Below are 25,602 nucleotides of genomic sequence, written 5' to 3'. Positions count from 1 at the left end.
CGCATGGCTGTTCCGGTTTGATGGCATGGCTTGTCGAGGCGAAATGTCACATCTGCGGCCATGCTTTTTCACATTAAAAATTGCATTGAAAAAAAACAAACAACACCCCCTTGTTTCTACGTTTTTTTATTTTTCAAGTGTTTTTGCCCGAGAAACGGCAAAAATGGCGTGTGTTTTGTAATTGGTTAATACACCGCATGTTATGTGGAAATAAAATGATCGCTCCCACAAAAACATATTTTTCATTTTGCGTTTAATGCCTAATCATGTTGCCATTAGACGCTAAAGGCATTGTCATTCGGTAGCCAACGCATGCCCTGTAAGTCTTTTTCACGATGCCATTGGGCCTTTATCGTGTGAGCTTGCAAAATAAAAGTTGGATATTTTGCTTGCGAGACATCTTGGGCGTGGTATTTTCTCGTCTTGTCGTGTATGGCTTGAAAATAAATGATAGGCCATTTTATTTTACATTCAGAGGCATGTTTCATCGTGCGCGTTTGGATGAAACGCTGGTCGTGAGATGGGTGGTTTTCCAACTTGTTTGTATTGTAGACATTTAGAAGACGGGATAGTCTGATTTGATTTTACGTGCCGCGATACATTCCATCTCAACCAGCCAGTTTGGCCTGCAGATATGCGCGCAAACTAAAATATGTGGAACATTGTTCCCAATCTTATGTGAAATCCATTGTCGCGCGGTGTTAAAATCTGACGCGTGACGTATGGTGCAGATCACCATTTGCAGGTCTTTCATCTCGCAGTTGGCCTCGTTGAGCAGGGCTTCGATATTTTGCCATACCCGCTCGCACTGTCCGAGAATGTCGCCTTGGCTCACGATGTTGCCGTCACGGTCTATGCTGGCTGTTCCCGAGATGAACACGTGTCGGCGGTCGCCATAGTCAATGTAAACGCCACGCTCAAAGCTCACGCCGTACTTGACGGTTCGACAGAGATGGTCGGGGGCATAGAGGTGGCGCATTTGGCCTTCGCGCAATCCGTAAATCGCGTAGCTGTCCATCTGGCAGAGGCGCTGGCTGTCTGCCTGCCTGCCACCAATGCCTGTGCTGGAGATGAAGTGTGTGTTGGCGTTCATGCCCTGTGTGTAGAACACCTCGTTGCGCGCTTTCACCACATCATTGTAGTCTTGGTCTATGTCGTTAACGTAAAACCAAGTGCGCACGCAGTTGTCGCGCAGCGTGCAACCCTCATTCATGAGTTGCATCACATAGTCGTTGAGCAGCAATTTTGTTTGCGCGGAGCAAGTTTCGGCTTGCGCCGTGTTGTTGGCGCTCCACAGATGGCGGTAGCTGCCGTGCCGCACCTCGTATAGGCCGGAGACGTTGGCCTTGGTGTTGACATTGGTCATGAGGTAGCACCATAGTGCCACCTTGGTACCATTGGCGGGTGGTTGCTCTATGACAGATAGTTCATAGTCGGTGTATGCCAACTCGTAATTCATCAGCAAGGTTGTCTGGTTGGCCGCGTCGCTGATGAAATAGCGTTTGAACACAGGGTTGGCCTTGGTTTGTTGGCGAACGGTCTCGAAGGCGACGCATAGTTGTCTGAGCTGCTCGGCGTAGCTTAGGTGGGCCGCTTCGTCGTCTATGCATAGTGCGAGTTGGTACTCGTCAACGTCGGTCCCGGTGCTGAATTTGGCCAGCCGGACGTTCACGCTACCGAGAGTTTGATGGGATATGGTGTGTGGCATGTAGTGTTTGGTTTACAGTTTCTTCAATGCCAAGCACTCCGTTTCCACGAGCCAGCCTGGTCTGCACACAGGCGCGAGAACAATGATATAGGGCGTGTCTGGAAACTTCTGCGCGAACATGTCAGACACTACCTTGTAGTCGGCCGTGTCGCGCAGGTAAACGGTCATTTCCGCCACGTCGTCAAAGGTGCATTCTCCTTCTGCCAACAGGGCTCGGATGTTTTCCCACATGCGACGCACCTGTTGGCGAATGTCGCCCACGTGCATAATGTCGCCCTTGTTGTCAATGCTGGCCGTTCCAGAGATGAACACCTTGCGCCGTCCCGCGAAGTCTATGTAGGAACCTCGCTCAAAGCGCACGCCATAGTCGGAGGTACGGTTCAGGTGGTCGAGCGCGTATAGATGGCGCGTGTCGTTGGGCTTGATGCCCTTGATGGCGTAGGCGTTCATCATGCACAGCGCCCGATGGTCGGCGCATCGGCCGCCAATGCCTGTCGATGCGATGAAGTGTGTGTCGTCCGTAAGATGTTCGGTGTCGAACACGGCGTTGCGTCCCTTTACCACGCCGTCGTAGTGGTTGTCGATGTCGTTGACGTACAACCATGTGCGCAGACAGTTGTCGGCTAACGCGCAACCTAAGTTTCGTAGACGCTGGGCGTAGGTGGTCATGATGTCAAATGTTTGGTCGAAAGCGTTATTGCCCGCGGCCATGAGTTGCGCTGACCACAGCTCGGTGTAGCCGTTGTGCGTCACGGCAAACATGTTGTCGTCTATTTTGTGGTTCTCTGTCCCAGCCATCAAGTAGACCCAAAGCCCCAGTTTCGCGCCTTGGAGTGGCGGTTGCTGCACGTAAGACACGGCGCAATCTTGCTCACCGATTATCTTTTGTAGCGTCTCCAGCTGATTGGCCGCGTCGCTGAGATAATAGCGTTTGAACACAGGATGAGCTTCGCTCAGTTTGCCCAAATGCCCGTGGAAATTGCTCGCGCGCATCTCTTCGCAGCCGTCGGCCATTGCCCGGGCTTGTTGCTCGAACGATTGTTCGGGATTGGTACAGGTGAGCGTGGCAAGGTATTCGCGCACGCCGTGGCCTCCGTCAAAGGCGAAAAGGCTGACGGATACGTCGTTGATGATTATCTTCAGTTTCTTGGTTTCCATGATGACAGTTGTTTTATGCGTATGCGTATGCGTGCATGCCTCCGAGAAAATAATTCACGCCAAAAAATGTCATGAGCACACAGAGGAACGCACAGGTGATATAGATATTGAATTGCTTGTCGCGACGCGCTAATGGCAGCGACTGGCGGTGTAATGGAACGGCGTAGGTCATGAGGGTGATGAGCGCCCATGTCTCTTTGGGGTCCCAACTCCAGTATTTTCCCCAACTGACATTGGCCCAGACGGCCCCGAGAAAAATGCCGACGGCCAATAAAAAAACAGAGGGGAACAGCATGACACGGTTGAGGGTGGTGACCTGATCGATGAGCGCGCGTCGACGCCTTGGTGTCTTGTCGCGCATGAGCCACAATGCGAAAGCGCCTTGCATGGCCATGAGTGCCAACAGCGCGTAGGCCGTCATGATGACGCTGACGTGTATGCTGAGTAGGGGAGAGTGGAGCACTGGCATGAGAGGTGTGATTTGGGGATTCATGGACCCCAAGTGGCTCACGAGAAGGGTGAAGCCCGAGAGTAGGAACCCGAAAGGCAAAAGGTAAGGGAACCGACGGTGTATGGCCAGGGTGATAGCCATGAGCAGGAGGGCCATGAGCAGCATTGTCTCGTACCCGTTGCTTAACGGCACGCGCCCACCCACGTACCAACGCAGGGCGTAGGTGAGCAGGGCAAACGCGAACGACGCGCCGAAGACCGCCACGCTGGCAACGTGTGCCATGTGCCTCGCGCGCCGCCAACGCCCGATGGAGGTGTTTGCCATCAAGAGAACGAAAGTGAGAAAGCCCATGACAAGATTGACGATGAAGAGTATTTTGGTTGCCGGAATCTTGTTATAAATAATCTCTGCTTCCACGCGGGTGTCGCTAAGGCGTGGCGACGTGGGCGCAAGGGGTGTGAAAAGAGTATTGCTTGTGAGCATGAGTATCAATCCGGCTTTCTCGTCAAGCTCTTTGATAGCTTTGCCCATGGCGTCTTTTTTTTGTTCTTCATGCACCATTGGCATGAGCTTGTATTTGCCGTTGGCATCAAAAAGTTCTTCCATCGCGGCGTATTCGCCCGTTATGCCAAGCCGCTGGCGAAGGGCCTCGTGCTTGATTTGGATAAAGCGCTGGCTTTTCCATGCGTCCGGTCGCGCTATCCACCCATAGAGCACCTGCTCGGCCGACAAACCTTTGTAGCTGTGACGGCCATATATTTTTTGTAGAAAATCGGTGGCCACGGTGTTGAGGGGTACCACCCTGCTGTTGTAAACCACCTGATAACGTGCCACTATCTTGGCTTTTTCAGCGTTGATGGTGGGCACTTCCTCGGCATGGGCGGTGAGCATGGGCGCGGCCAAGACAAAAAGCACGGAGCCGCGGCGCAGTGCGGGCGAGGAAAGAAGACGGCGAAACGACTCCTTGCGAGAGATGAGGGTAAGCGTCATGCTCAATGCCAACAATAGGTAGCCTATATAGGTTATGGCCGTGCCCCAAGGGTCGTGATTGACGCTTAGGGTGGTACCTTTGTGGTCTGGGTCGAACCCATCTTGATAAAAACGATAGCCGTGGTGTCTCAAAATGTTGTTCATCGAGATTTCGGCATTGACTACTTTACTGTCGTTGGGACTTTGGCATGTTACTGTGCTGACAAAATCGGAGGGCGTGTCGGTGCCTGGATAGCATGTTATTTGAAAAGATTTGAGCGTCAACGAGAATGGCAAGGGCAGCATTTGGCCGCTCGCTTGCTCTAAAAACGTGTTCTCGGCGACACCCTCGCGCAGATGTATCTTGCCCTCTTTGCCAGTGAAATATGTGATGGCTGAGCCAATTAGGATGACGACAAATGCTCCGTGAAGCATGAAAATGGGGAGGCGGCTGTTTAGTTTTCGGTTGATGATATATATTATGGCCAGTGTGGTTAGTATGCCCCACAAGGCGCAAAACCATAGCGTGTGATATATATGCTGTGCCACGAACGCAGTGCCGTGTCGCTGTTCCATATAGGTGGCAAAGGCCATAAGGACAATGAGCGCAACAAACAAAATCGCTATGGCATACTTGATGATCTTCATTTGTGTTGTGTTGGGTACTATGCCAACATGGCTGTTGGATAGAAATAAAAAAACGGCAAGCCGGATTGGTGGTTTAAGCCAATCCGGATCTTTGCCCTTACCGGGTGTCGCCGGTGGCGATCCAGTCGTTGATGAGCTGTAGGATATACTTTTCGGTGCGTTCCTTGTTGCCCATGTCGGTGTGGTCTTGCTTCCACGAGCGTGAGATGTCAGAGTTTAACACTTGGTACAACAAGCTGTTTTGCTTGTCGCCGGGGATCACTCTTTTCATCCGTGGCATCTTTACTGACTCATGGTTTACTAACGAGGCATAGCTGTGTCCATCGGTAAGGTCGAGGCCGCCGGCGGGTCTCGAGGCATTGTGGCACGACGAACACACGCCATTGAAAATGCCCACCTGAATGGCATTGAACATGCTGGCGTCCACCTTGTCTACGTTTAGACGTATGGTGTCGCGCCCCGTGGCGTTGGAAATGTCCTTTGACACGAACTTCATGACACGTTGTCGCAGGCGATTGAGCACGCAAATCTGTATCACGTCAATGTCCGAGCTTATTCCCGACAGCACCAATGACATGTTGCCATTGGCATCGGTGGTGACCACTTTGGATATTTCGGCATAGGGAGCCGCGCTTGAGTTGGACTTGCTTGAGAAACCAGCCACCGCGACATCATAATCCAATGGCCAGCTTTTCAGGCCGGCTATGTTGCCCTCTATCTTGACCACGCGACCTTGTTCGCTGTCGGGGTCTGTCTCCTCAATGTTACCAGAGTCGCAACTTGCAAGGAGCGCCATGACCAATAGTGGTAAAAATTTATGGATTATATTGTTCATCTCTGTCAACACTTAAAAAGCATATTGCATCAAAATCATGGCGGAATGAGTGGCCAATCCGAGATTGTCAAGGTCTCTGTCGGCTTGGGTGTCGTGCCCCCAACGGCCTGTGTATTGATACATTGCGGAGAGTTTGACATTGGTTTTAGGTACAAAATAGTTGCAAACCACCCCCGGAGAGTTCAGGCTGCCATCCTTGCGGGTGCCATTGCGGTCCATCCAATCGTAGCGAACGCCCAATTGCCACGATCTGTTGAGAAAATAGGCCAATTGCGCGTAGCCTCCCATGTAATTGAAACGGTCGGTTATTTTCATTCGTTTGGTAAAGCCCACGTGCATGTAGTAGCCCTCGGCTGCCACAGACCACGGTCCGCTCAGCAGCGCGAACTCCACTCCGGCACGCAAATCATTGGTCGATTCGTTCTCCGCTTCATTATTATAATTAACGGAAAGCCCCACTAAATATTTTGTGCCTAAGCCTAAAAGGTTAGGATTGCCTTGGCTCATCGGCATGGCTCCGTTGCCTTGGAAAGTGACGCGCGCGGCGTAGAGCAGTGACGGGAAATGGTTGTCGTCGCTAAAGCCCTTGGTAGCCGTATTGACGTTGCCACCCGTTCCATTGAATAAGCCGACCTCATAGCCCCACTTGTCTGCTATCAAGCCGTGCATCTTGACACCCAAGTCCCAGCCTGTGTTGATGGTGGGGTTGACGGCGTTGAGGCTGTAAGGCACTATCGTGGTGCAGATGAGCGACGATGGCATGGCAGGGAACAAAGTCTCGCCAAGGGTGGTAAGGAATGCCCCGGCGAATGGTGTTTTCTGTTTTCCCACGCGGAAACGCAGAGCTTTGGAGGCTGCGTAATCTATCCATGCTTGTTGCAACAGCGCGCCTCCCTTGGCTGCCGCGTTGACGCAGACGTTGTAATCAATTTTGCCAAAGGCCTTGCCGGTGAAGCCGATAATGCCGAATGGTATGGCAAAACCGGAGTTGGCTACGTTGTCTTGGTTGTAAGCCTTGTCAAGTCCCTCGTCCGGATAGTAGTTGAACCTAAGTGTTGTCTGGAGCATTAAGTAAGGTTTGAGAATAAATTTCCCATCCTTGGAGGCCAAGGAGAACCCTCTGTTGTCGGCGATGGGGAGCACGCCGTTTTCTCGGTCATAGGTCACCTCGCGTTGCTTTTGGACGTTTTCGTCGGTGTTTTCGGTCGTGACACTCGTCTCAATGGCCGTTTTTTTGTTGTCGTCCAGAACGGCGTTCTTGTCTGTTTGCTCCGCAAAAGCCACAGAACCAAGTCCCGCGGCGATGATGGCGGCGTAAGCGCGATATAGCTTCATGTTATAATTTGTTTTTTATTTTGTTTCTATAGTAAAGTTGATTACAGACTCCAGAGGAATCTAATGAGTTTGGCGCGGTCTTGCTTTGAGAAATGCGCGAATTTCTGTTTGCTGGCCTGTGCCTCGCCTCCGTGCCACATGATGGCCTCGGTGAAGTTGCGAGCGCGGCCGTCATGTAGAAAATAGGTGTGGCCGTTGACGAGCAATTGCAGTCCGATACCCCACAAAGGGGTGGTCCGCCACTCGTTGCCTCTTGCCAATCCGCTCACCATATGGTCGTTGAGCCCTACGCCCATAATTTCCGACCCCATGTCGTGGAGCAGGAAGTCGGAGTAGGGATGCACCGCCTGATGCCCCCCTAACCATGGCAATGACATGCCCCCAAGCAGGGTTACGCCACGTTTGTTGGTGTGCAACGTGGTGACGTGGCACAAGTGGCAACCTGCCTTGTAGAACAGTTTTTCACCTGCTTTTACATCCGGGTCGTTCACGTCGCGTCGCGCTGGCACCGCCAACGAATGCAGATAAAGGTCTACGGCCTCCATGTCCTTGGTGCTTACATCGAGCTTGTGATAGGCCATGCCCATCATTGCGCCCTCTCTGATTTGTTTCTGCCCACGGCATATTTCCTCCGGGAAGCGGCTGTTGGTCATGCCCATGTCTGACGAATAGCCCAACTCTACCGTGAGGTCGGCGTGGTGCGACTTGTTGCCGCCAACGCCAATTTGGCTTACTCCTCGCTCGGAAATGACGTTGTATCTGCCGCTAATGCCCCATTCCGGGTAGTTGCTCTTGGCTGCCAGCTGCCTGATCTCTTCGCGGTCGAGCGCCATGATGACTCCTTGGCCAACATGACGTAGGGGCACGCGCACCGAGATGAAGAGGTCTTCGGGCTTTATGCTGTCCGCGTACCATTTTGTAATGCGGTATTTGGGATAGCAGAGTGTGTATTTCTCGCCATCCGGAAACTGGTAGGTGGCGGAGTCAATGTCAAAGTGAAGCTCTCCCTCCGGCGTCACGCCGTAGATGGTGTTGTCGTGGATGACACGGCCATAATTGGGGAAGAACGCTCCGTTTTTCTTCGTGATGTAGCACAACATGGATGTGAAGCCATATTCGCCGGTGGCTTTGTCACTGCCGTTTTTAAAGGCCATCCAATAGGAGGGCTGTGTGCGGCCAGCGTTACGGTGGCAGCTTCCGCAGCAATAACCCACGAAAACGGGTCCCCGGCCGCCACCCTCGCCATTGTAATTGCTGCTCGCTACATTGTCATAAAGGCGGTCGCCCTCGTTGAAAAGCGTCTCGTAGCGCCCCTTTACCCAGTCTGATGCCTCGTCGTAGGAGTAGGCGGAGCGAGAAAATTCGGTTGATATGCCAGCTGACAGGGCGTAGCCGTCGGGCACCTCTACGTCTTGCACGTGTAGTTGCTCGCCTTCGTCTTCGCAGGCTGCCAGTGATAATGCGGCGAGAAGAATTAATGAATATTTGTAAAAACACATCATATTGCCATCTTTTTTTTCACGTTTTTTTTTACGTAAATACGGAGTGCCAAGCGTGTTGCTTGACAACTCCGTCCATGATAAAAAAGTATTTCTAAAAAGATTATTTTATTTTGCGAGGCTTTCCGTTCTTGAAAATTAAAAATTCAATCGTGTGATAACCACGTAGCGACTGTGCGCTGCTGATACTTTCCGCCCTCTTCTTTTCTTCCGGAGACAGTTGGCTGTTGCCGTTGTCGCCTTCCTCTTCCTCGACAAAATCGCCGTTCCAGTTCAGCTTGTTCCAGTCTTCGGATTTCAAAATGTTTTCGATGCCATCGATATCCAGTGGCCAAGTGTCCATGTTGGGGTCAAGGCCTTTGTCGGATACCGGGCCAAAGAGGTAAGCCTCGGACGACTCCCATGGCTGGCGCGCTTTTATCCAAGCCTCGCAACAAGCCTCGAAGCCTTCGTTCGAGGGCTTGGCTTGGAACGCCAAAATTTTGCGATACAGCTCCTTGTTGTATTTTTTCAGGTCCGCATAGGTGGGCACTATCACCTCGTCCACCACGTGGGAGACGATGGGATCGAGCGCTTTGTGGTCGTTCTTGTTTTTGTCAAGGAACGATTGCATGTCTTTGGCAAGCACTTCGTTCAGGTCAGCGGCGGCGTCAGCGGCGGCTTTTGTCTCGCTGCTGTTGATGTGGTTGCGGAATGGTTGCGGAATGTTGTCGATAGCTTTTATGGCTTTGTCGATGGCTTGGGCCACTTTTTTGTTGAGCGCGGGATCTTTCTTTTCCACATAGGCATAGAGTGAATTTGCGTGAGCTTTGCTCAACTTGTTGAAACTCTTGTCGTAAACCCCATAGTAACCGTTGCGAATGGATAGGATGTTGTTCGTGTAGTCTAACCGCGAGTGCCAGCTATACCATGACTCAACGGCATAAAGACCCGCTTTCATGTTTGCTTTGGTGGGCCATTTCTCGGTGTATTTGCGGTATGGAGAGCCTATCTTCTCGGAGCCCACCTCGTCGGCGATGTGGTCCATATAGGTTACCAACAATGCCAAACAGTCATACGCGGAGTTTAGCTTCAGGGCCTCGCTCTTGTGCTCCTTGAATATCTCGGCGTATGGTTTGCCGCCATTGTAGCTTTTGGTCCAGTCGTCGTAGAGTGCGTTGGCGTCGTCCACCAGCAGCTTGCCGACTGTCGCCATGTAGTTGCCCCAAGCCTTTTGGTTTTGCCCGTTGTACTCGATGACGTCCTCGGCATTGATTTCCTCAATGATTTTCTTTTCTTGCTCTTTGGTAAAAGCGCCATTTTCTGGCGTGTCAGTGTTACAACTACTGAATGCCAAGCCTATAGCGAGAGTGCCAAGAATTAATGCATTTTTTTTCATTTCTCATTTCGTTTACGTTAATAATATAATTTTTTCGATGCTTCTTTCGCTGCGTTATTTTATGAGGTGAGTTTTAAATTTTTATTTCTTGGCGAAATAAAGGGCGTATGCCACGCCTATGCGAAACTCGTTTTCCGAGTTGTATTTACCCTTGCCAAACACGGCGTGCGTGCCTATTTGACGTGTGGCGTAGTCGGCTTTCACCGCTAAGCAAGGTAGCGGCTTCCAGTTAAGTCCACATGCCCACATGCTAACTTGCGTGCGCGGGTCGGCCACGGTGCCCATAACGGTGCCCTCCTGTGGGTTGTAATAGTCGTAATGCGCGTATGGATAGATGTTGGGCAATTTGCTGCAGGGAAAGAATGACGCTATGTTCACGCCCACCTCGGCGCTGTACGTGAGCGCGTGCGAGCCCATGCCACGCTTGCGCGTGCCATAGGGAGAGCCTGCCGATACCGTGGTGCCATTTATTTCGCCCGTCTGGGACACATGGCCGTGTATCACGTTGGCACGTGCCGTGACATACTTGTTGATGTATTGGGCGTCAAACGAGTAGATGAACACGTTGATAGCGTTCATGTTATTATAGTTCAAGAACTTCTCTGTGTTCTTGCCACTGTTGGGATTGAAAAAGGCGCTGAACCCCACGCGCAGTCCTGGCACGCCGTTCCAGTCAAGCCGAGCCGTGTAGGCAGGAGCGGTGAAGTTGTCAAACTCGAAAGCCCCCTGCTTGCCTTTCCTCACCCAATTGTACTTGCCGTAACCGTCAGGATTGAGGCCGGCCGTCATCAATAATTGGTAGTTAAAAGAGGCAGCCCCCCTGCCGAAGCCACCAAAGATCTCCAATCCCGTCTCGTGCCATGTCGAAGGCAATATCGTACACTCTCCTTCGGGGCGTGCGGGCGTGAAGAAATACAGTGGCTCATGATGGGCGTTGGTAAGCCCCAACGGTATGATGAGGTGACCCGCGCGCACGTTAAAGGCCGGATGGATCAGTCGGGTAAGGTGAAATTGCTCTAAAGCCACCTCGCCTCCTTTCTCTATTTCGTTTTCATATTCGCCGTTTTCAGCGCCCGAGCCCGACTCTATCTCATAGGCCATGCCCACGCCACCCGACTCGAACTCTATCTCCGTGCCAAGAATCCACTTGTCAGACAGTTTGTAATCGCCCGACAGAACAAAGCGCGGTATGGATATTTCGTTGTGCCTCAACCGTGCGTTGCCATTGCTCGCGCCCGTGAAACGGTTCAGTCCGTAATCCTTAAAGCGTGTCAAAATCTCTCCATATCCGCCTATACGGTATTTGTGATAAGCCGTGTCTTGAGCCGTGGGCGGAGTGGCTGCCGTGCCCATGGTGACCATTCCGCATAGCGTGATCGTAAGGGCCGCTGTTTTTTTCATTTTTATCTTCATACTGCTGTCGCTGATGTTCGTGCTGATCGCTGTTATTAATTTTGCAAATTGCTGTTATGGATTTTATAAATTGCTGTTATTAGCTTTGCATATTGCTGCCATTGATATTATTGAATGTTATCCGGGGTGCAAAGCTAAGTTTTAAACTTTTTTCACGCAATACCTAAAAGGTATGAGTTTTAGGGTCTGCGTGATACCTGATAATGGTGAGGCGGCAAAACCGCTGGCAGGTATTTCTCGTAGCGCGCGGCCTTACCAAAACTATATAAAATACGGACGAGGAGGGGCGGCTCATTGTTTGTTTTCTGCCATGATACGCTTTTTGGGCACATTGAAAAATCGCGAGAAGGGCCTTGTCCCATAGGCTCGTAACCATTGTGCGCGCCGATGCGTCAGCCCGAATGACGCCATGTGGCAATTTTACGCCTTTAAAGGCACTGCCTATCCAGACAACCGACAATACCTACAAGTTGGTAAACGTGTGACATCCTTATTTGTGAGTATTCTTTGTTATTTGTGACAAAATGAGTACCTAATTGTTTGTCAGTCTCGTTTTTTTTTGTTTATTTTGCAACATATATTTAATGAAGTGAAAGTAAGCGGGGGATGAAGAACCAGAAAATGTATGAGCCTGATGACAGGTTGATATCCATCATCAGGGACAATTATAACACGTTGCAAAGTCTTGGGTCGTTTGGTATCAACCTGGGATTTGGCGACAAAACGGTCAAAGAGGTGTGCGAGGACCAGCATGTTGACACTTACACCTTTCTTGCCGTCATCAATTTCACTATCAATGGGTATCGTGATTATGATGATGTAGACCGCCTGTCCATCCCCACGCTTATACATTACCTCAAGGCCAGCCACGCTTATTATCTCGATTTTGAGTTGCCTTACATTCGCAGGGCACTGTGCGAAGCGCTTGACGAGAACGACAATTTGGCCCGGCTCATCTTGAAACTCTTTGACGAGTATTCGCACAGCATACGCAACCACATGCAGTATGAGGAAAAAACGCTTTTCCCGTATGTGGAGGATTTGGAGCGCGGGAGCGCCTCGTCCACCTATGACATGGAGACTTTTTCCAAGCATCACACACAGATAGACCAAAAGTTGAGCGAGCTTAAAAACATCATCATCAAGTACTTGCCATCTGACGGCCTGCGCAACAACCAGCTCACCGCGGCCCTTTATGAGATATACAATTGCGAGCAGTGGCTCAAAGAGCACGCCAACGTGGAGGATGAAATTTTTATACCCGTCATCAAGCGGATGGAAAAAAAATCGAAGCAGAATGATGTGAGCGTCAAGATAAGCAATATGATCAAGAGCAACGCGAACGCGCAGGAGACACTTTCTGACCGGGAGAAAGATGTTATCGTGGCTCTTGTGCAGGGAATGACCAACAAGGAGATAGCCGATCATCTCTGCATATCCATCAATACCGTCATCACTCACCGTCGCAATATTGCCCGCAAATTGCAGATACACTCGCCGGCGGGCCTAACCATCTACGCCATCGTGAACAACTTGGTGGATATAAGCAGCGTTAAACTATGACAGGACGTCCACGAATGGCAATAATTGATCCCAATGTGCTCTCGGTGTTGGGACTCAAACAAATACTCCAACAAGTCATCCCTGTCGTGGAGGTGCGCGCTTTTGCCACACTTGACGAGATGCGATCCAACGCCCCTGACAGTTACTTTCATTATTTTGTGGCGCAAAGCGTGGTCATCTTGAACCGGCAATTTTTTCTTGAACGCAGGCACAAGACCATCGTGCTGACCATGGGGCACGACGCCTCCACGCACCCCGTGGGTTTCAACAGTCTCAATGTCAACGTCTCCGAGGAGCAATTGGTACGCTCGTTGCTCCAGCTGGAACAGCGTGCCCATGCCCACGGCAAGAATTTCCCGTCCAGTGTCAAGGCCGCTCGCGGCCGCTCGCTTACCGCTCGTGAGAAGGAAGTGTTAGTGTTGATAGTGGAGGGAAATATCAACAAGGAGATAGCCGATCGTCTTAATATCGGCCTGACCACGGTGATCAGCCATCGTAAAAATATCATGGAGAAGCTCGGCGCCAAGAGCGTGTCGGCCCTGACCATTTACGCCGTGATGCACGGCTATGTGGATATTAACAAGATATGATCCTTTGACGTCAATGTGACAGTGGCCCGCAATCCATTGGAATGGTGTTTGGATGGCGGGCGTTTTCGTGTTTTTTTTACATTGTTCGCTTTTTGATGGATCGAATGGCCATGCTTCGTTTCAAGTTGTCTGGATATTAACCTCGCGGCTGATCATTTTTTTTCGTTTTACAAGAATGGCGCGAGGAGATGCGCGAACCATCCCGTGAGCTTTTGCAAGGGCGTGCGCCATTTGTCCCAATTTTCCTCCGTGAGCTTGAAGGCTCTTAGTTTCTCGCGGTCGAAGAGCTTGTCGAGTTCGCCCGTGGTGCATTGGTCCACGATCACGGCGTTCTCCTCGTAGTCCCACGATAGGCTGCGAGCGTTGAGGTTTGCCGACCCGACGGTGCAAAATTTGCCGTCTACCATGATGATCTTGGTGTGGTGGAAACCGGGTTTGAACATCCAAATGTCGCAACCTTTCTTCATTAGTTTGTGAGCGTTGTAATATCCGCAATCTGGCGTGAGCGGCACGTCGCTGCGCGCGGAGAGCATGATCTCCACCTTGACGCCACGTTTGGCGGCGCGCCTCAGCTCGCGCTTGAGCGCTCGGTTTAGCGTGAAGTATGGGTTTATGATGCGTATGCTGTCGCGCGCGAACCTGATGGCGTTGGTGTAAAACTCTCGTATGATCTTGTTTGACGTGTGTGGCTCTCTGTTGATGATGCCCACCATTTTGTGTCTTGAGGTGTCGCAGGTGTCTTCTTTCAGCCCCTTGAAATAGCCGTCGTCTCCCAATCCCCTGAAGTATTTGGCTCCGTGCACGTTTTGTTTGGCTATTTTGTTCCATGTGTTGAGAAAGATACCTTGCAGCGTGTTCACTTCCGTGCCCTGTATTCTGCAGTGCATGTCGTGCCACTCGCCTACTCGGGGAGTGCCCTTGATGTAGTAGTCGGCCACGTTCATGCCGCCCGTGTAGGCCACCTTTCCGTCTATGATTACGATCTTGCGATGGTCTCTCGCGAACACGTGGTTAATCCACGGAAATCTTATAGGGTCGAACTCGTATATCTCTATTCCCCTGTCGCGTATGGCTTTGAGGTGTCGCCGTTTCAGTGGACTGTTGTTGCTGGCGTTGCCAAAAGAGTCGAACAGCGCGCGAACCTCCACGCCTTGGATAGCCTTGGCGGCCAGCAGGTTGAACAGTTGGGACGCGATGGAGTCGTTCCTGAAGTTGAAATATTCAAGGTGCACGCTCGATTTGGCCTGCTTGATGGCCTTGAACAGGTCGTCAAACTTCTCTTGCCCGTTTTTGAGTAACGTCACGCTGTTGTCTCGCGAGAATGTCACGCCTCGCTCCCGAAGGTATCCCACCATGAGCGAGTCGCTGGACTGGGCCGCTGTCCGAGGGTTGGAAAGGGTTAAAAACGCTGCCAATATGTAATAGAATGGTCTCATTCTGTTTGGTTTAACAATGTTGTGGCATAGCTGTCCACGATGCCCAGCAGTTGCATGTCGTCGTTGCATACCAATACGGAGTGTATCTTGTATTGGTGCATGATGTGCTGTATCTCCGCTATCTTGGTGTTTGGCTTCACTGTTTTGGGGTGTCTTGTCATGCTGTCTGCCACGGTGTGGTTGAAAAATTCGGCTTGCCACCGCTCCATGGCCCGGCGTATGTCTCCATCGGTGATGATGCCGGTGACCCGTTTTTGGTTGTCAATGGTAACGCCAAGTCCCAGTTTGCCTTTAGACACTTGGATGATGGCGTCGCCCAAGTGCGTGTCCTCGGGCACGATGGGCATGTCTTCTGTCAGCATCACGTCTTCCGCGGTGGTGAGCAATCTTTTGCCCAGCTCGCCGCCGGGGTGGAACTGCGCGAAGTCGCGTGGCTTGAAGTCGCGCACCCTCATCAGCGCCACGGCCAGCGCGTCGCCCATGGCCAGTGTGGCGGTGGTGCTCGTGGTGGGCGCCAAGTTGAGCGGGCATGCCTCGTGGTCCACCCAAACTCTTAGGTGCACGGTGGAGTATTTGGCCAGCAGCGAGTTGGGATTTCGGCTTATGCCGATAATGGGAATTTTCATGTGCAGCAAGATAGGCACAAATCTCAACAGCTCGTCAGTTTGCCCGGAGTAGCTCAAGGCCAGCACCACGTCGTCTGGTGTCATCACGCCAAGGTCTCCATGGTAAGCGTCGAGCGGATTGATAAAAAAGGCCGGCGTGCCCGTGGAGGCCAGCGTGGCGGCTATCTTGGCGCCGATGTTGCCGCTTTTTCCCACGCCCGTCACGATGACCTTGCCGTGGCAATGGTATATCATGTCCACGGCTCGCGTGAAGTTTTCGTCTATCTGCTTGGTGAGGTCGTTGATGGCTTTCGCCTCGTCTATCAGGCATTGCCGGGCGTATCCTGCCGATTGGGAGATGCGCTCCTCGGGTGTGTCGGTTTTCATAACAGCGTCTCTATTAAGGTTTCAAGTTTGTCAAGTTCCAGCATGTTGGCCGCGTCAGACAGTCCGGCGTCGGGCGTGGGGTGCACCTCAAAAAACCATCCGGTGGCTCCGAAGGCCCGCGCGGCCTTTGCCATGGCCGGCACGAACTTGCGGTCTCCGGTGGTTTTGCCCTCTCCTGCCGCCGGTCGCTGTACGCTGTGAGTGCAGTCCATGATGACGGTGGGCACAATTTCTTTCATGTCGGCTATGTTTCTGAAGTCCACCACGAGGTTGTTATAGCCGAAACAGTTGCCTCTCTCGGTGAGCCACACCTCCTTGGCGCCGCTCTCTTTCGCCTTCTGCGTGGGGTAGACCATGTCCTTGCCCGACAGGAATTGCGCTTTTTTGATGTTCACCACTCGTCCCGTGCGAGCCGCGGCCACCAGCAAGTCGGTTTGGCGGCACAAGAAAGCGGGTATCTGTATCACGTCGCACACCTCGCCGACGGGTTTCGCTTGCCATGCCTCGTGTATGTCTGTGATGAGGCTCAGCCCATATTTGCCTTTCACGTCGGCCAGCATTTGCAGTCCCTTGTCTATGCCGGGCCCCCTGAACGAGTGTATGGAGGTGCGGTTGGCCTTGTCGAACGAGGCCTTGAAGATAATGTCCGTGCCCAGTCGGCGGTTTATGTTCGTGAGCGTTTGGGCCACCGTGTCCAAGAGGCTCGCCGTCTCGATCACGCATGGCCCGGCGATGAATATGGGCGCGGTATGTTTATTTTTCATGCTTGGTTCTGTTTTTCTTTGTTGATAATCTCCATTGCTTCTTTCTCGGTGGCGATGGGCGCCGGTTGCTTGGTGGCGTAGCTTGCCATGTGTATGTCTCGTTGCGGGAATGGTATCTCTATGCCCTTGTCGTTCAGCGCGTCGTAAATGGCCTCCATGATGTCGCCGTGGGCGAACGCTTGGTTGCGCGAGTCGACCCATGAGAATACCTTGTAGTCCACCGAGCTGTCGCCAAAATTGGCCACCACCGTGTCTATGTACTTGATGTATCCGGGTTTGTTGACGCGTCTCACCGCTTCGGCAATGGTTTTTTTCACTTCCTTGACGCTGCTTCCATATGCCACGCCCACGACCACCGTGTCAAGCTCGTTGCCATGGTTTTTGGTCAGGTTCTTATAGTTCTTGGCAAAGAGTTGAGAGTTTTGGAACGCGATGACCGAGCCGTCCAAAGCCTCGAGCATGGTCGAAACGTAGGTGATGCTTTTCACGGTGCCCCGCGTTCCGTCGATGGAGATATAGTCGCCCACCTTGATACGTCCGGCCATGAGCGATATGCCATAGTAGATATTCTCGAGGATGTCTTTCAGCGCGAAGCCGACACCGGTGGACAAACCGGCCGAAATGGCCACGACCCACGTGTTGTTGATATTGAAGATGTTCATTGTCACGAGCGCCCACGCGCCCCATACGAGCACCTGTATCACGTTGCGCAACATGGCCATGCGGCTTGTCACGGAGTCTCGATTGGCCAATCGGCCTTCTCGCTTGGCTTGTTCTTGTTCGTTGAGCCAGAAGTTGTATTGCAGCAGCGACATGACGGTACGGTTGATGTATGCGAAAACGAAGAACAATATTACCACCACCGTGACCGCGTACAGGCTCAACGTGAAGTTTTTAGACTCGATAAGCCTCGTGTTGAATATTTCCCGGGTCACGCCGCTCAGGTTGAACACGTCGGCAGCCCAATATATCGACACCAGCACCGATATGGCCGCAGCCGCCGGCAACATCACCTTATAGACCAACATGAATAGCCATTTGCGAGTGATGGGCGTTTCTTCCTTAAAATATTGCCGTTGGGGAGCGTTGCCATAGTTCTTGAGCACCGACGAGACGCATGTCAGTGTCAATATGCATGTCATCTGCATAGTCCACCATATGAGCATCTCCACAGACAGGAGCGTGTAGCCTATGAGGGCGGCCGCAAGGCTCACGATAAACACCGCGAGCGAGATGTACGAGTATATAATGTCGCTTTTGGGCAGCTTGTGGTGGTGTTTCTTGGTCACGTACCATTGCCATGCCATGCAAATCAACAGTATGGGTGGGAAAATGAGGTTTAGGAGGTCGTCCGGTATCAATACAATTCGAAACGATATTACTATCAGGCAGATGCCCATGATGGGCGTATAGATGCGAAAACCGTCTTTCAGCTTGCTGGCGTCGAGCCTGATGAGCAGCGACAGGAGTATTACGCCCGAGAGCCATGCGTATTCCACCAACAGCCTGCATGCGATGATGACGAAGTTTTGGTTCCATGCCAATCCCACCAAGCCTAATATGATGGCGAACGTGATGACCGTCGCGGCCAAGATGATGTACAGCCGTTTGGCTTGGAATGCCCTCTTGATATCTATTTCTTCTTTCTCGTCCACGAGCCATCGCAGCGCGAAGTTCAATTTGTTGGCCTTCATTATCCGGGTCAGGGCAAAGCCAATGGTGAGGTAATTGAGGGCTGCCGCCATGAGGCTTCCCAGCGCCAATACCGCCAGCAAGCCTAAGACGACCTTGATGTCCCAATCGGAGTCGGCGCTCGAGAGGGGCTTGTATTTTTGCGTTACCGACGCGCCCGTCTCTCGCATGTGGGCGCGCAGGTCGCGCAATATTTTCAGGTAGTTGTCGCCGGCGTCGCTGAAGATGGCGGCTTGGATGTCTTGGTATCGTTTGTTGGCGTAGTTGTCCAAGTGTTTAAGCCGTTCTTCGGTTTCCTCGTACATGGCCACGTATTGCCGCATCCGGGTGCGGTTGTCTTTCAGCGTGCGCTTGATGTTGATGGCAAGGGTGAGGCATACGTCGCGGTCGAGCTTGGCCTTTTGTGGCAATCCCTGCACATACATGGTGTTAAGGTCGTTTATCAGGCTGTCGTACCGGTTCACCTCGATGTTGGCGTTTTTGATGTATTCCCGAAACGGGGCCGCGTTCACCTTGAACTTGTGGTATTGCTCCGTGGCCTCGTGGCAGGCGTATGTCAGGTCGAAGATGTTGTCGCTCTGTTGCGAGTAGAGCATGATGGCGTTTTGTTGGCTCTGCCTCAGCGCCGCCAGCACGCGCCCGGTCACGGCCTCTTGCTGCTCTTTCATGTCAGACACTTGCCGTTCCAACTCCATGTGATAGTTTGTAAGCTCCTCTCTGAGAATGGCCAATGTGCTGACGAGGTCTTTCTCTTTCAGCACGGCGCGCGACGGGAGCGCCGCCGTTATCAGCAGCAAGGCCGCGAGAACTATCTTTTTAAACATACATCTTGTTATTTATATGCAAAGATATAAAACATTATCCGAATAGCGCGCTAACGTTTTGAAAAAGTTGTTTAAGGTGGCCGCGCCCGGCCATTTGGTGCGCGCGCCCCCAAACAAAAGCCACGGTTCGACATGCGTCGCAGTCAAACCGTGGTGTACGATAAAGGCAAGGTGCGATGTTTTATTCTTCAGAGGCGATGCACTCCACCTCCACGCGTGCGTTCTTGGGCAGCGTTTTGATGGCGATGGCCGACCTGGCGGGAAAGGGCTTGCCGAAAAACTCGGCGTACACCTCGTTCATCTCGGCGAAGTCTGCCATGTCTGCCAGGAATACGGTGGTCTTTACCACTTGGCTCATCTTCAGGCCCTCGGCCTCGAGAATGTGCTTCATGTTGGTGAGGCTCTGGCGTGTCAGCTCCTTGATGCCGCCCTCGGCGAAATTGCCCGTGGCCGGGTTTACGGGCAGCTGGCCGCTTACAAATACCAATTTGCCGGCGTGGATGGCCTGGCTGTACGGGCCTATGGCGGCCGGAGCCTTGTCTGTGTTGATAGCTTTCATAGTTGATGTTGATTTTAAATTATTGCCATTGCAAATTTAGTCACTTTTTTCCGATTGCGTGTTTTTTATTTTAAAAAAAAACGCTTCGCGGCCACTTTCCCTCGACAATAATGCTTATTTTTGCCATGACAAACACAGACAAGATGATATACATTATCAGGAACGACCGTGAGTACGGCCCTTACGCGGAGGATGTGGTGGCCAAATACGTGGAGGATGGCAAGTTGCTCATGCACGACAAGGCGCGCGACGCCGTCACTGGCGAGCGCGGCACGGTGGCTCGTTTTCTTGCGTCGCGGGGCTTTCGCCCCGAGGTACGCGCCCATGGCACGTTGCGCGAGCAGTTGCGAGCCATAGGCACGGGGTTCATTTTCCCTCGGCAAGCCATGGCCAATCGGCGTTGGCGCGACGACACGCGGTTGCTCATCCTTGCCGTGGCGGGCTTGTCCCCGTCGGTGTTGCTCATGTTTCCCATAGGCGGCTACTTGGTGTTTTATGCCGTGTCGCTCTATTTCGCGGTGATATGGGGCATGTTTTTCTACTATTTTTTTCGCACGAGACAGGTCAGGATAGTTACCACCGCGCGGCTGTTTTTTCTCACCCAGCTCATCGTCTTCCTCATTTTCTCCGAGCTTAACAACCTCAATTTTTTCTATTTTTTCACCAAGATGCCTTTCCCGGCGAGCGTCATTGGGTATGTGTTGGGCGTGGGCGTCACCGAGGAGTTTGTCAAAATGCTTCCCCTCTTGGCGCTCGCGCGTAGAGCCAAGGAACCGATACTTCCGCAGACGTTGGTGTACTATGGGTTGATGTCGGGCATAGCCTTTGGCGTTTTCGAGGGCGTGCAGTATCAGGTCACGGTCAACGCGCGGGCCGATTACGCCTCGGCCTTCTTCTTGAACATAGCCCGTCTCACCTCGTTTCCGTTCTTGCACGCGCTTTGGGGTGGCATATGCGGCTATTTCGTGGGCTTCGCCAATCTGTACCCTCGCTATAAAAAGAGCCTCTACGTCTTGGCTTTGGCCATACCTGCCGCGCTTCACGGACTTTACGACACTTTCGCGTCGGTGATGTATGTGGTGTCGTTGGGCATAGCCTTTGTTAGCGTTTTGGCGCTGACCACCTATCTCAACAATGGCAATTGTTTTCGCGACCGCCTGCGCCATTAGGCTGGCGCGTGGGTGTCGCCGCGCTCGCGACAGGCGGCTGGGCAGAACATGGCGGCGTGGCTGGAGCCATGAAAATATCCGACAAACACTCGCTCGAGCTTTGGGTTCTCGCAAGTGGCATGGTGGTTGGCCGCAAAAACGCGAAATTTGAGACCTCTTCTTAATTGGCTGTATACCAAATCGTTATGTTCGCCGCTGCTTTTTCGCGCCGCGAAAAGCGTCTCGGAACCTTGCCATCGCTATCTAATCGCGGGCTGATTAGGCCTTGACGCCAACGCGATTGGAGCTTTGGCGTCGCCGCATTAGGCCTGAATCGCCTTGCCAATGGACGCCATTCGGCTGGCGGCCAAAAAATATCGGCTGTCCCTTGCCTGTGTTTTACGTTTTTCTCGCGCGTTCGTTTTCCAGAACGTCTGTTTGAAAAGACAGGAAAATTGCTCCGTTTTTTTTACATGTCCTCTTATGGGCGCGTGTTCCCCAACCTTTTTTTTTAGAAACGACAAGTTCGTGGCGCGATCGCTATTTGGCCGCGATGGTGGCGCGGCGTTTATGAAACAATTGGCGCGCGCGTTTGCCATCATGGCTTCTCGTGAGCTTGCGAGGCCATCGCTCCTCATGATTTGGAAGAAAAGATGTGCCACTTTGTCAGTCGCCTTCCTGTGGCATGACGTTTGTTCAGTAATGGTCAAACAACGAATGTCATAAAAAGATTAATAACGAATAAAAATTATAATACAATTATGGGAAAGATTATCGGAATCGATTTAGGAACCACAAACAGTTGCGTTGCCGTTTTTGAGGGCAACGAGCCAGTAGTGATAACCAACTCTGAGGGCAAGCGAACCACTCCTTCGGTGATTGGTTTTGTGAAAGATGGCGAGCGCAAGGTTGGCGACCCCGCCAAGCGCCAGGCCGTGACCAACCCCAAGAACACCGTTTACTCCATCAAACGTTTCATGGGTGAGACATACGAGCAGAGCAGGAATGAGGCCGAGCGGATGCCTTACACCGTTATAAATGACAATGGTTTCCCAAAAGTTCAGATAGAGGGCGCCGCCCATCCGTATACGCCGCAGGAAATATCGGCAATGATATTGCAAAAAATGAAGAAAACGGCCGAGGACTATTTGGGGCAGGAGGTAACCGACGCCGTGATCACGGTGCCCGCTTATTTCTCTGATTCGCAGCGCCAAGCCACCAAGGAGGCAGGCCAGATAGCGGGCCTTAACGTACAGCGTATCGTGAATGAGCCAACGGCCGCGGCTCTTGCCTATGGCGTTGACAAGGCTAACAAAGACATGAAAATAGCCGTGTTCGACCTCGGTGGCGGCACGTTTGATATCTCAATCCTTGAGTTTGGCGGCGGCGTTTTCGAAGTGTTGTCCACCAATGGCGACACCCATCTCGGCGGCGACGACTTTGACCACGTGATTATTGACTGGTTGGCTGACAACTTTAAGAACGACGAGGGCATTGACCTGCGCAAAGACCCGATGGCCATGCAACGCTTGAAAGAGGCTGCCGAGAAAGCCAAGATAGAATTGTCGTCAACGACATCGACCGAAATAAACTTGCCCTATATATCCGCCGAGGGAGGCGTGCCTAAACATTTGGTTAAGACATTGACTCGCGCGCAGTTTGAGCAATTGGCTCACGACTTGATCCAGAAGTGCCTCGTGCCATGCCAGCAAGCTATGAAAGACGCTGGGCTTCAGACGTCGGAAATAGACGAGGTGATACTTGTGGGTGGTTCGACTCGTATACCAGCCGTGCAAACTCTTGTGAAAAACTATTTCGGCAAAGAGCCGTCCAAGGGCGTGAATCCCGATGAGGTCGTGGCCGTGGGCGCGTCTATCCAAGGTGCTATCTTGAACAAGGAGAGTGGAGCGGGAAACATAGTGCTTCTGGACGTGACTCCATTGACGCTCGGTATCGAGACAATGGGTGGCGTGATGACAAAGCTCATCGATGCCAACAGTACCATTCCGTGCAAGAAGAGCGAGACATTCTCCACGGCAGTGGATAATCAGACAGCCGTGACGATCCATGTGCTGCAGGGCGAGCGCCCAATGGCGGCACAGAACAAGAGCATTGGACAGTTCAATCTCGAGGGCATAGCCCCCGCTCGCCGCGGCGTGCCACAGATTGAAGTTACCTTCGACATCGATGCCAATGGCATACTGAATGTCAGCGCCAAGGACAAGGCCACCGGCAAGGAGCAGAAGATTCGCATCGAGGCTTCTTCCGGGTTGAGCGACGCGGAAATAGAGCGCATGCGCAATGAGGCCAAGGCCAACGAGGAGGCTGATAAGAAAGAGCGCGAGAAAGTGGATAAACTTAATCAGGCAGACTCTTTGATTTTCACGACCGAAAACTTCTTGAAAGATAACGGCGATAAGGTTCCGGCCGACCGGAAGAGTGGTATTGAACAAGCCTTGCAGCAGCTCAAAGACGCTCACAAGGCTGCCGACGTAGCGGCTATCGACACTGCTATCAATAACCTCAACACTGTCATGCAGGCAGCCAGCGCCCAGATGTATCAGGGTGCGCAAGCCGGTCCGCAGCCGGGCGCGGACGCTGGTCAGCAGGCACAGCAGGAGCAGCCAAAGCAGGATGATAACATCCAAGACGCGGACTTTGAGGAAGTGAAGTAAAAGTGCTGACAAACGCTAATTAAAAATAGGTAAATCCCAGTAACATAATAAGTTGCTGGGATTTTTGTTTCTTGATAATGATTAAATTCTATCGTTTTTAATCGTTTTTGTGCTTATATTTGTACCATATTTGTGCCGCGACTTAATGGGAGATAAAGTGCGACTTAATTTAAAAGATAAATTGATAATCAAATAGATACAAATAGTATGGCGAGTGCAAGATTTCAAATAGAGCGGAAATGCGAAATTTGCGGTAAATCTTTTATTGCAAAGACGCTTACCTCCAGATACTGCTCTAAGAACTGTTCTCAAGCTGCATACAAACAAAGAAAAAAGGAAGAACTGTTAGATGCATTGAAAAGAGAAAAAGGCTGCGAGAGTTCCGAAGAATCAACCTTATCTCTCAATAGCTGATGCAACTGCATTATTTGATATTGGACGAGATTCCCTTTATCGCTTAATCAGGAATAAACAAGTCCGTTATTATAACCTCGGACTAAGGATGATACGTATTTGCAAAGCTGATTTACAAGAACGCTTTAATCTACGTCCTTACGATGAAAGAAGAAAAGAAAAACAATCAGAAGTAAAGACTTATCGGCTTGAGCCTGAAGATTGTTATACGATTGGAGAAATAGCTAAGAAGTTTGGTATCCATGATAGTACTGTATATCTGCAAATTCGCAAATATTCTATTCCAACAAGGCAGATTGGCAATTACGTCTATGCACCAAAATCAGAGATAGACAATTTGTATAAACACTAACCCACGACATACAATGAGAAAGGAACTTGATAATACAAAGGCAACAGTACGATTGCGAAAGAGTGCCTATCGAAAAGAATGGTACCTGTATATAGAAAGCTATCCTGTGAGAGTAGCTGGAAAAGATTCTCCGCAAAGAGTGCGTGAGTATCTAAACCGAACAATCACTACTCCTATTTGGGACAAAAGCAGAACAGCTCGTACAACCGAAGCAACCCAAACATTCAAACCAAAACGAGATTTGAATGGAATTATCTTGTGTAAAAGTGAGATAGACCAAGAGGCCTGTATTTATGCAGATAGTGTTAGAAAACTACGGCAGCGTGAATATGATAATGCAAGCTTGTATAGTGACACAGAAACCGCACAAGCAGAACAGAAAGAACGATTACAACAAAATTTCATTAAGTACTTTGATAAGGTAGCAGATAAGCGACACCGTAATAGTTCCCTTTCAATTCAAACAAACTGGGAGCGAGTACATGTTTTGCTAAAAATGTTTGCTGGAGACACGCTTCTTTTTTCACAAATAGACAACCGATTAGCTGAAGATTTCAAGTTCTTCTTGTTATCCGCTCCTTGTGGTGGAAGTAAGAAAGGGACAATATCACGAAACACAGCTTCTACATATTTTTCTATTTTTAAGGCTGCGCTCAAACAAGCATTCATAGACGGATATTTGACCATAGATTTATCTGCAAAAATCAAAGGCATACAGGAACAAGAATCCCGAAGGGAATACTTAACCCTTGATGAACTGAATAAGTTAGCTAATACCCCCTGTGAACGTGATGTACTTAAACGTGCAGCACTATTCTCAGCTCTGACAGGACTGAGACATTGCGATATTCAAAAACTAAAATGGAATGAAATAGCCATCGAAGGAAACCAAACCAAACTTCTCTTTACTCAGAAAAAAACAAAAGGGGTAGAGTATATGCCTATCTCGGAACAGGCGTTTAAGCTTTGCGGAGAGCCAAGACAACCAGAACAACTCGTTTTTGAAGGGTTACCAAATCCTTCTTGGATTTCTCGTCCATTAAGGGCATGGATTGAAAAAGCAGGTATTCAGAAACACCTCAGCTTTCATTGCTTTAGGCACACATTTGCTACCCTTCAACTTGCAAACGGAACAGACATCTATACTGTAAGCAAGATGCTTGGGCATACAAATGTCAAAACAACTCAAGTATATGCCC

Annotated in this window: 19 protein-coding genes and 1 pseudogene; 7 read left to right on the top strand and 13 right to left on the bottom strand. The window is 51.1% G+C overall.

What is annotated here, in order from left to right:
- Positions 1-556: 556 nt before the first annotated feature.
- The 8 genes from HMPREF1640_RS01120 to HMPREF1640_RS01085 form a co-directional block, all read right to left on the bottom strand.
- Entirely contained in the window at positions 557-1,708 is a 1,152-nt protein-coding gene (locus HMPREF1640_RS01120) for a Rid family hydrolase (protein WP_036891630.1), read from the bottom strand.
- 12 nt (positions 1,709-1,720) lie between these two features.
- A complete protein-coding gene (locus HMPREF1640_RS01115; protein WP_036891628.1) occupies positions 1,721-2,866 on the bottom strand; it encodes a Rid family hydrolase in 1,146 nt (381 codons plus the stop codon).
- A gap of 13 nt (positions 2,867-2,879) precedes the next feature.
- On the bottom strand, positions 2,880-4,934 hold the full coding sequence (gene ccsA, locus HMPREF1640_RS01110) for a cytochrome c biogenesis protein CcsA (RefSeq protein ID WP_036891623.1): 2,055 nt from the start codon (positions 4,932-4,934) through the stop codon (positions 2,880-2,882).
- Between the two features lie 97 nt (positions 4,935-5,031).
- The gene (locus HMPREF1640_RS01105; protein WP_036891620.1) at positions 5,032-5,769 is read right to left on the bottom strand and encodes a hypothetical protein; all 738 of its coding nucleotides are present in this window, start codon (positions 5,767-5,769) and stop codon (positions 5,032-5,034) included.
- 12 nt (positions 5,770-5,781) lie between these two features.
- Positions 5,782-7,104, bottom strand: a complete 1,323-nt coding sequence (locus HMPREF1640_RS01100; RefSeq protein ID WP_036891617.1) for a porin — start codon at positions 7,102-7,104, stop codon at positions 5,782-5,784.
- Positions 7,105-7,145: 41 nt separating this feature from the next.
- Entirely contained in the window at positions 7,146-8,606 is a 1,461-nt protein-coding gene (locus HMPREF1640_RS01095; protein WP_369699812.1) for a di-heme oxidoredictase family protein, read from the bottom strand.
- Positions 8,607-8,706: 100 nt separating this feature from the next.
- Positions 8,707-9,981, bottom strand: a complete 1,275-nt coding sequence (locus HMPREF1640_RS01090; RefSeq protein ID WP_036891615.1) for an imelysin family protein — start codon at positions 9,979-9,981, stop codon at positions 8,707-8,709.
- Between the two features lie 81 nt (positions 9,982-10,062).
- Positions 10,063-11,382: a hypothetical protein gene (locus HMPREF1640_RS01085; RefSeq protein ID WP_052051657.1), complete on the bottom strand. Its 1,320-nt coding sequence runs from the start codon at positions 11,380-11,382 to the stop codon at positions 10,063-10,065.
- A 618-nt stretch (positions 11,383-12,000) separates the two neighbouring features.
- Between HMPREF1640_RS01085 and HMPREF1640_RS01080 the strand changes: the two genes are divergently transcribed.
- Complete coding sequence (locus tag HMPREF1640_RS01080; RefSeq protein WP_036891611.1) at positions 12,001-12,957, top strand: LuxR C-terminal-related transcriptional regulator; 957 nt, start codon at positions 12,001-12,003, stop codon at positions 12,955-12,957.
- 14 nt (positions 12,958-12,971) lie between these two features.
- Positions 12,972-13,547 (top strand): LuxR C-terminal-related transcriptional regulator, encoded by a 576-nt coding sequence (locus tag HMPREF1640_RS01075; protein ID WP_231565811.1) that lies wholly within the window; start codon positions 12,972-12,974, stop codon positions 13,545-13,547.
- A 167-nt stretch (positions 13,548-13,714) separates the two neighbouring features.
- Here HMPREF1640_RS01075 and HMPREF1640_RS01070 read toward each other — a convergent pair whose 3' ends face one another.
- The 5 genes from HMPREF1640_RS01070 to HMPREF1640_RS01050 all read right to left on the bottom strand — a co-directional run bounded on the left by HMPREF1640_RS01070 (position 13,715) and on the right by HMPREF1640_RS01050 (position 19,814).
- Complete coding sequence (locus HMPREF1640_RS01070) at positions 13,715-14,983, bottom strand: phosphatidylserine/phosphatidylglycerophosphate/cardiolipin synthase family protein (protein WP_036891607.1); 1,269 nt, start codon at positions 14,981-14,983, stop codon at positions 13,715-13,717.
- Complete coding sequence (locus tag HMPREF1640_RS01065) at positions 14,980-15,975, bottom strand: SIS domain-containing protein (protein ID WP_036891606.1); 996 nt, start codon at positions 15,973-15,975, stop codon at positions 14,980-14,982. Before HMPREF1640_RS01065 ends, HMPREF1640_RS01070 begins: the two co-directional genes overlap by 4 nt.
- Entirely contained in the window at positions 15,972-16,739 is a 768-nt protein-coding gene (gene kdsA / locus HMPREF1640_RS01060; RefSeq protein WP_036891604.1) for a 3-deoxy-8-phosphooctulonate synthase, read from the bottom strand. Before kdsA ends, HMPREF1640_RS01065 begins: the two co-directional genes overlap by 4 nt.
- Positions 16,736-19,255: a mechanosensitive ion channel family protein gene (locus tag HMPREF1640_RS01055; RefSeq protein ID WP_036891602.1), complete on the bottom strand. Its 2,520-nt coding sequence runs from the start codon at positions 19,253-19,255 to the stop codon at positions 16,736-16,738. Before HMPREF1640_RS01055 ends, kdsA begins: the two co-directional genes overlap by 4 nt.
- Before the next feature lie 181 nt (positions 19,256-19,436).
- A complete protein-coding gene (locus HMPREF1640_RS01050; RefSeq protein WP_036891601.1) occupies positions 19,437-19,814 on the bottom strand; it encodes a RidA family protein in 378 nt (125 codons plus the stop codon).
- A 125-nt stretch (positions 19,815-19,939) separates the two neighbouring features.
- On the opposite strand from HMPREF1640_RS01050, the gene HMPREF1640_RS01045 reads away from it, so the two are divergent.
- The 5 genes and pseudogenes from HMPREF1640_RS01045 to HMPREF1640_RS01025 form a co-directional block, all read left to right on the top strand.
- The gene (locus tag HMPREF1640_RS01045) at positions 19,940-20,983 is read left to right on the top strand and encodes a PrsW family intramembrane metalloprotease (protein WP_369699811.1); all 1,044 of its coding nucleotides are present in this window, start codon (positions 19,940-19,942) and stop codon (positions 20,981-20,983) included.
- 324 nt (positions 20,984-21,307) lie between these two features.
- On the top strand, positions 21,308-21,688 hold the full coding sequence (locus HMPREF1640_RS13085) for a hypothetical protein (protein WP_156098665.1): 381 nt from the start codon (positions 21,308-21,310) through the stop codon (positions 21,686-21,688).
- Positions 21,689-21,723: 35 nt separating this feature from the next.
- The gene (gene dnaK / locus HMPREF1640_RS01035; RefSeq protein WP_036891598.1) at positions 21,724-23,637 is read left to right on the top strand and encodes a molecular chaperone DnaK; all 1,914 of its coding nucleotides are present in this window, start codon (positions 21,724-21,726) and stop codon (positions 23,635-23,637) included.
- Positions 23,638-23,844: 207 nt separating this feature from the next.
- Positions 23,845-24,403 (top strand): annotated as a pseudogene (locus HMPREF1640_RS01030) (helix-turn-helix domain-containing protein).
- 13 nt (positions 24,404-24,416) lie between these two features.
- Positions 24,417-25,602 (top strand): site-specific integrase (locus HMPREF1640_RS01025; protein WP_036891597.1); only part of this gene is annotated, 1,186 nt, incomplete at its 3' end.

This window comes from Prevotella sp. S7-1-8, from assembly GCF_000758925.1.
Lineage (GTDB): Bacteria > Bacteroidota > Bacteroidia > Bacteroidales > Bacteroidaceae > Prevotella.
The sequence above is the reverse complement of the archived record's forward strand: the minus strand, read 5'-3'. Positions and strand labels throughout refer to the sequence as shown.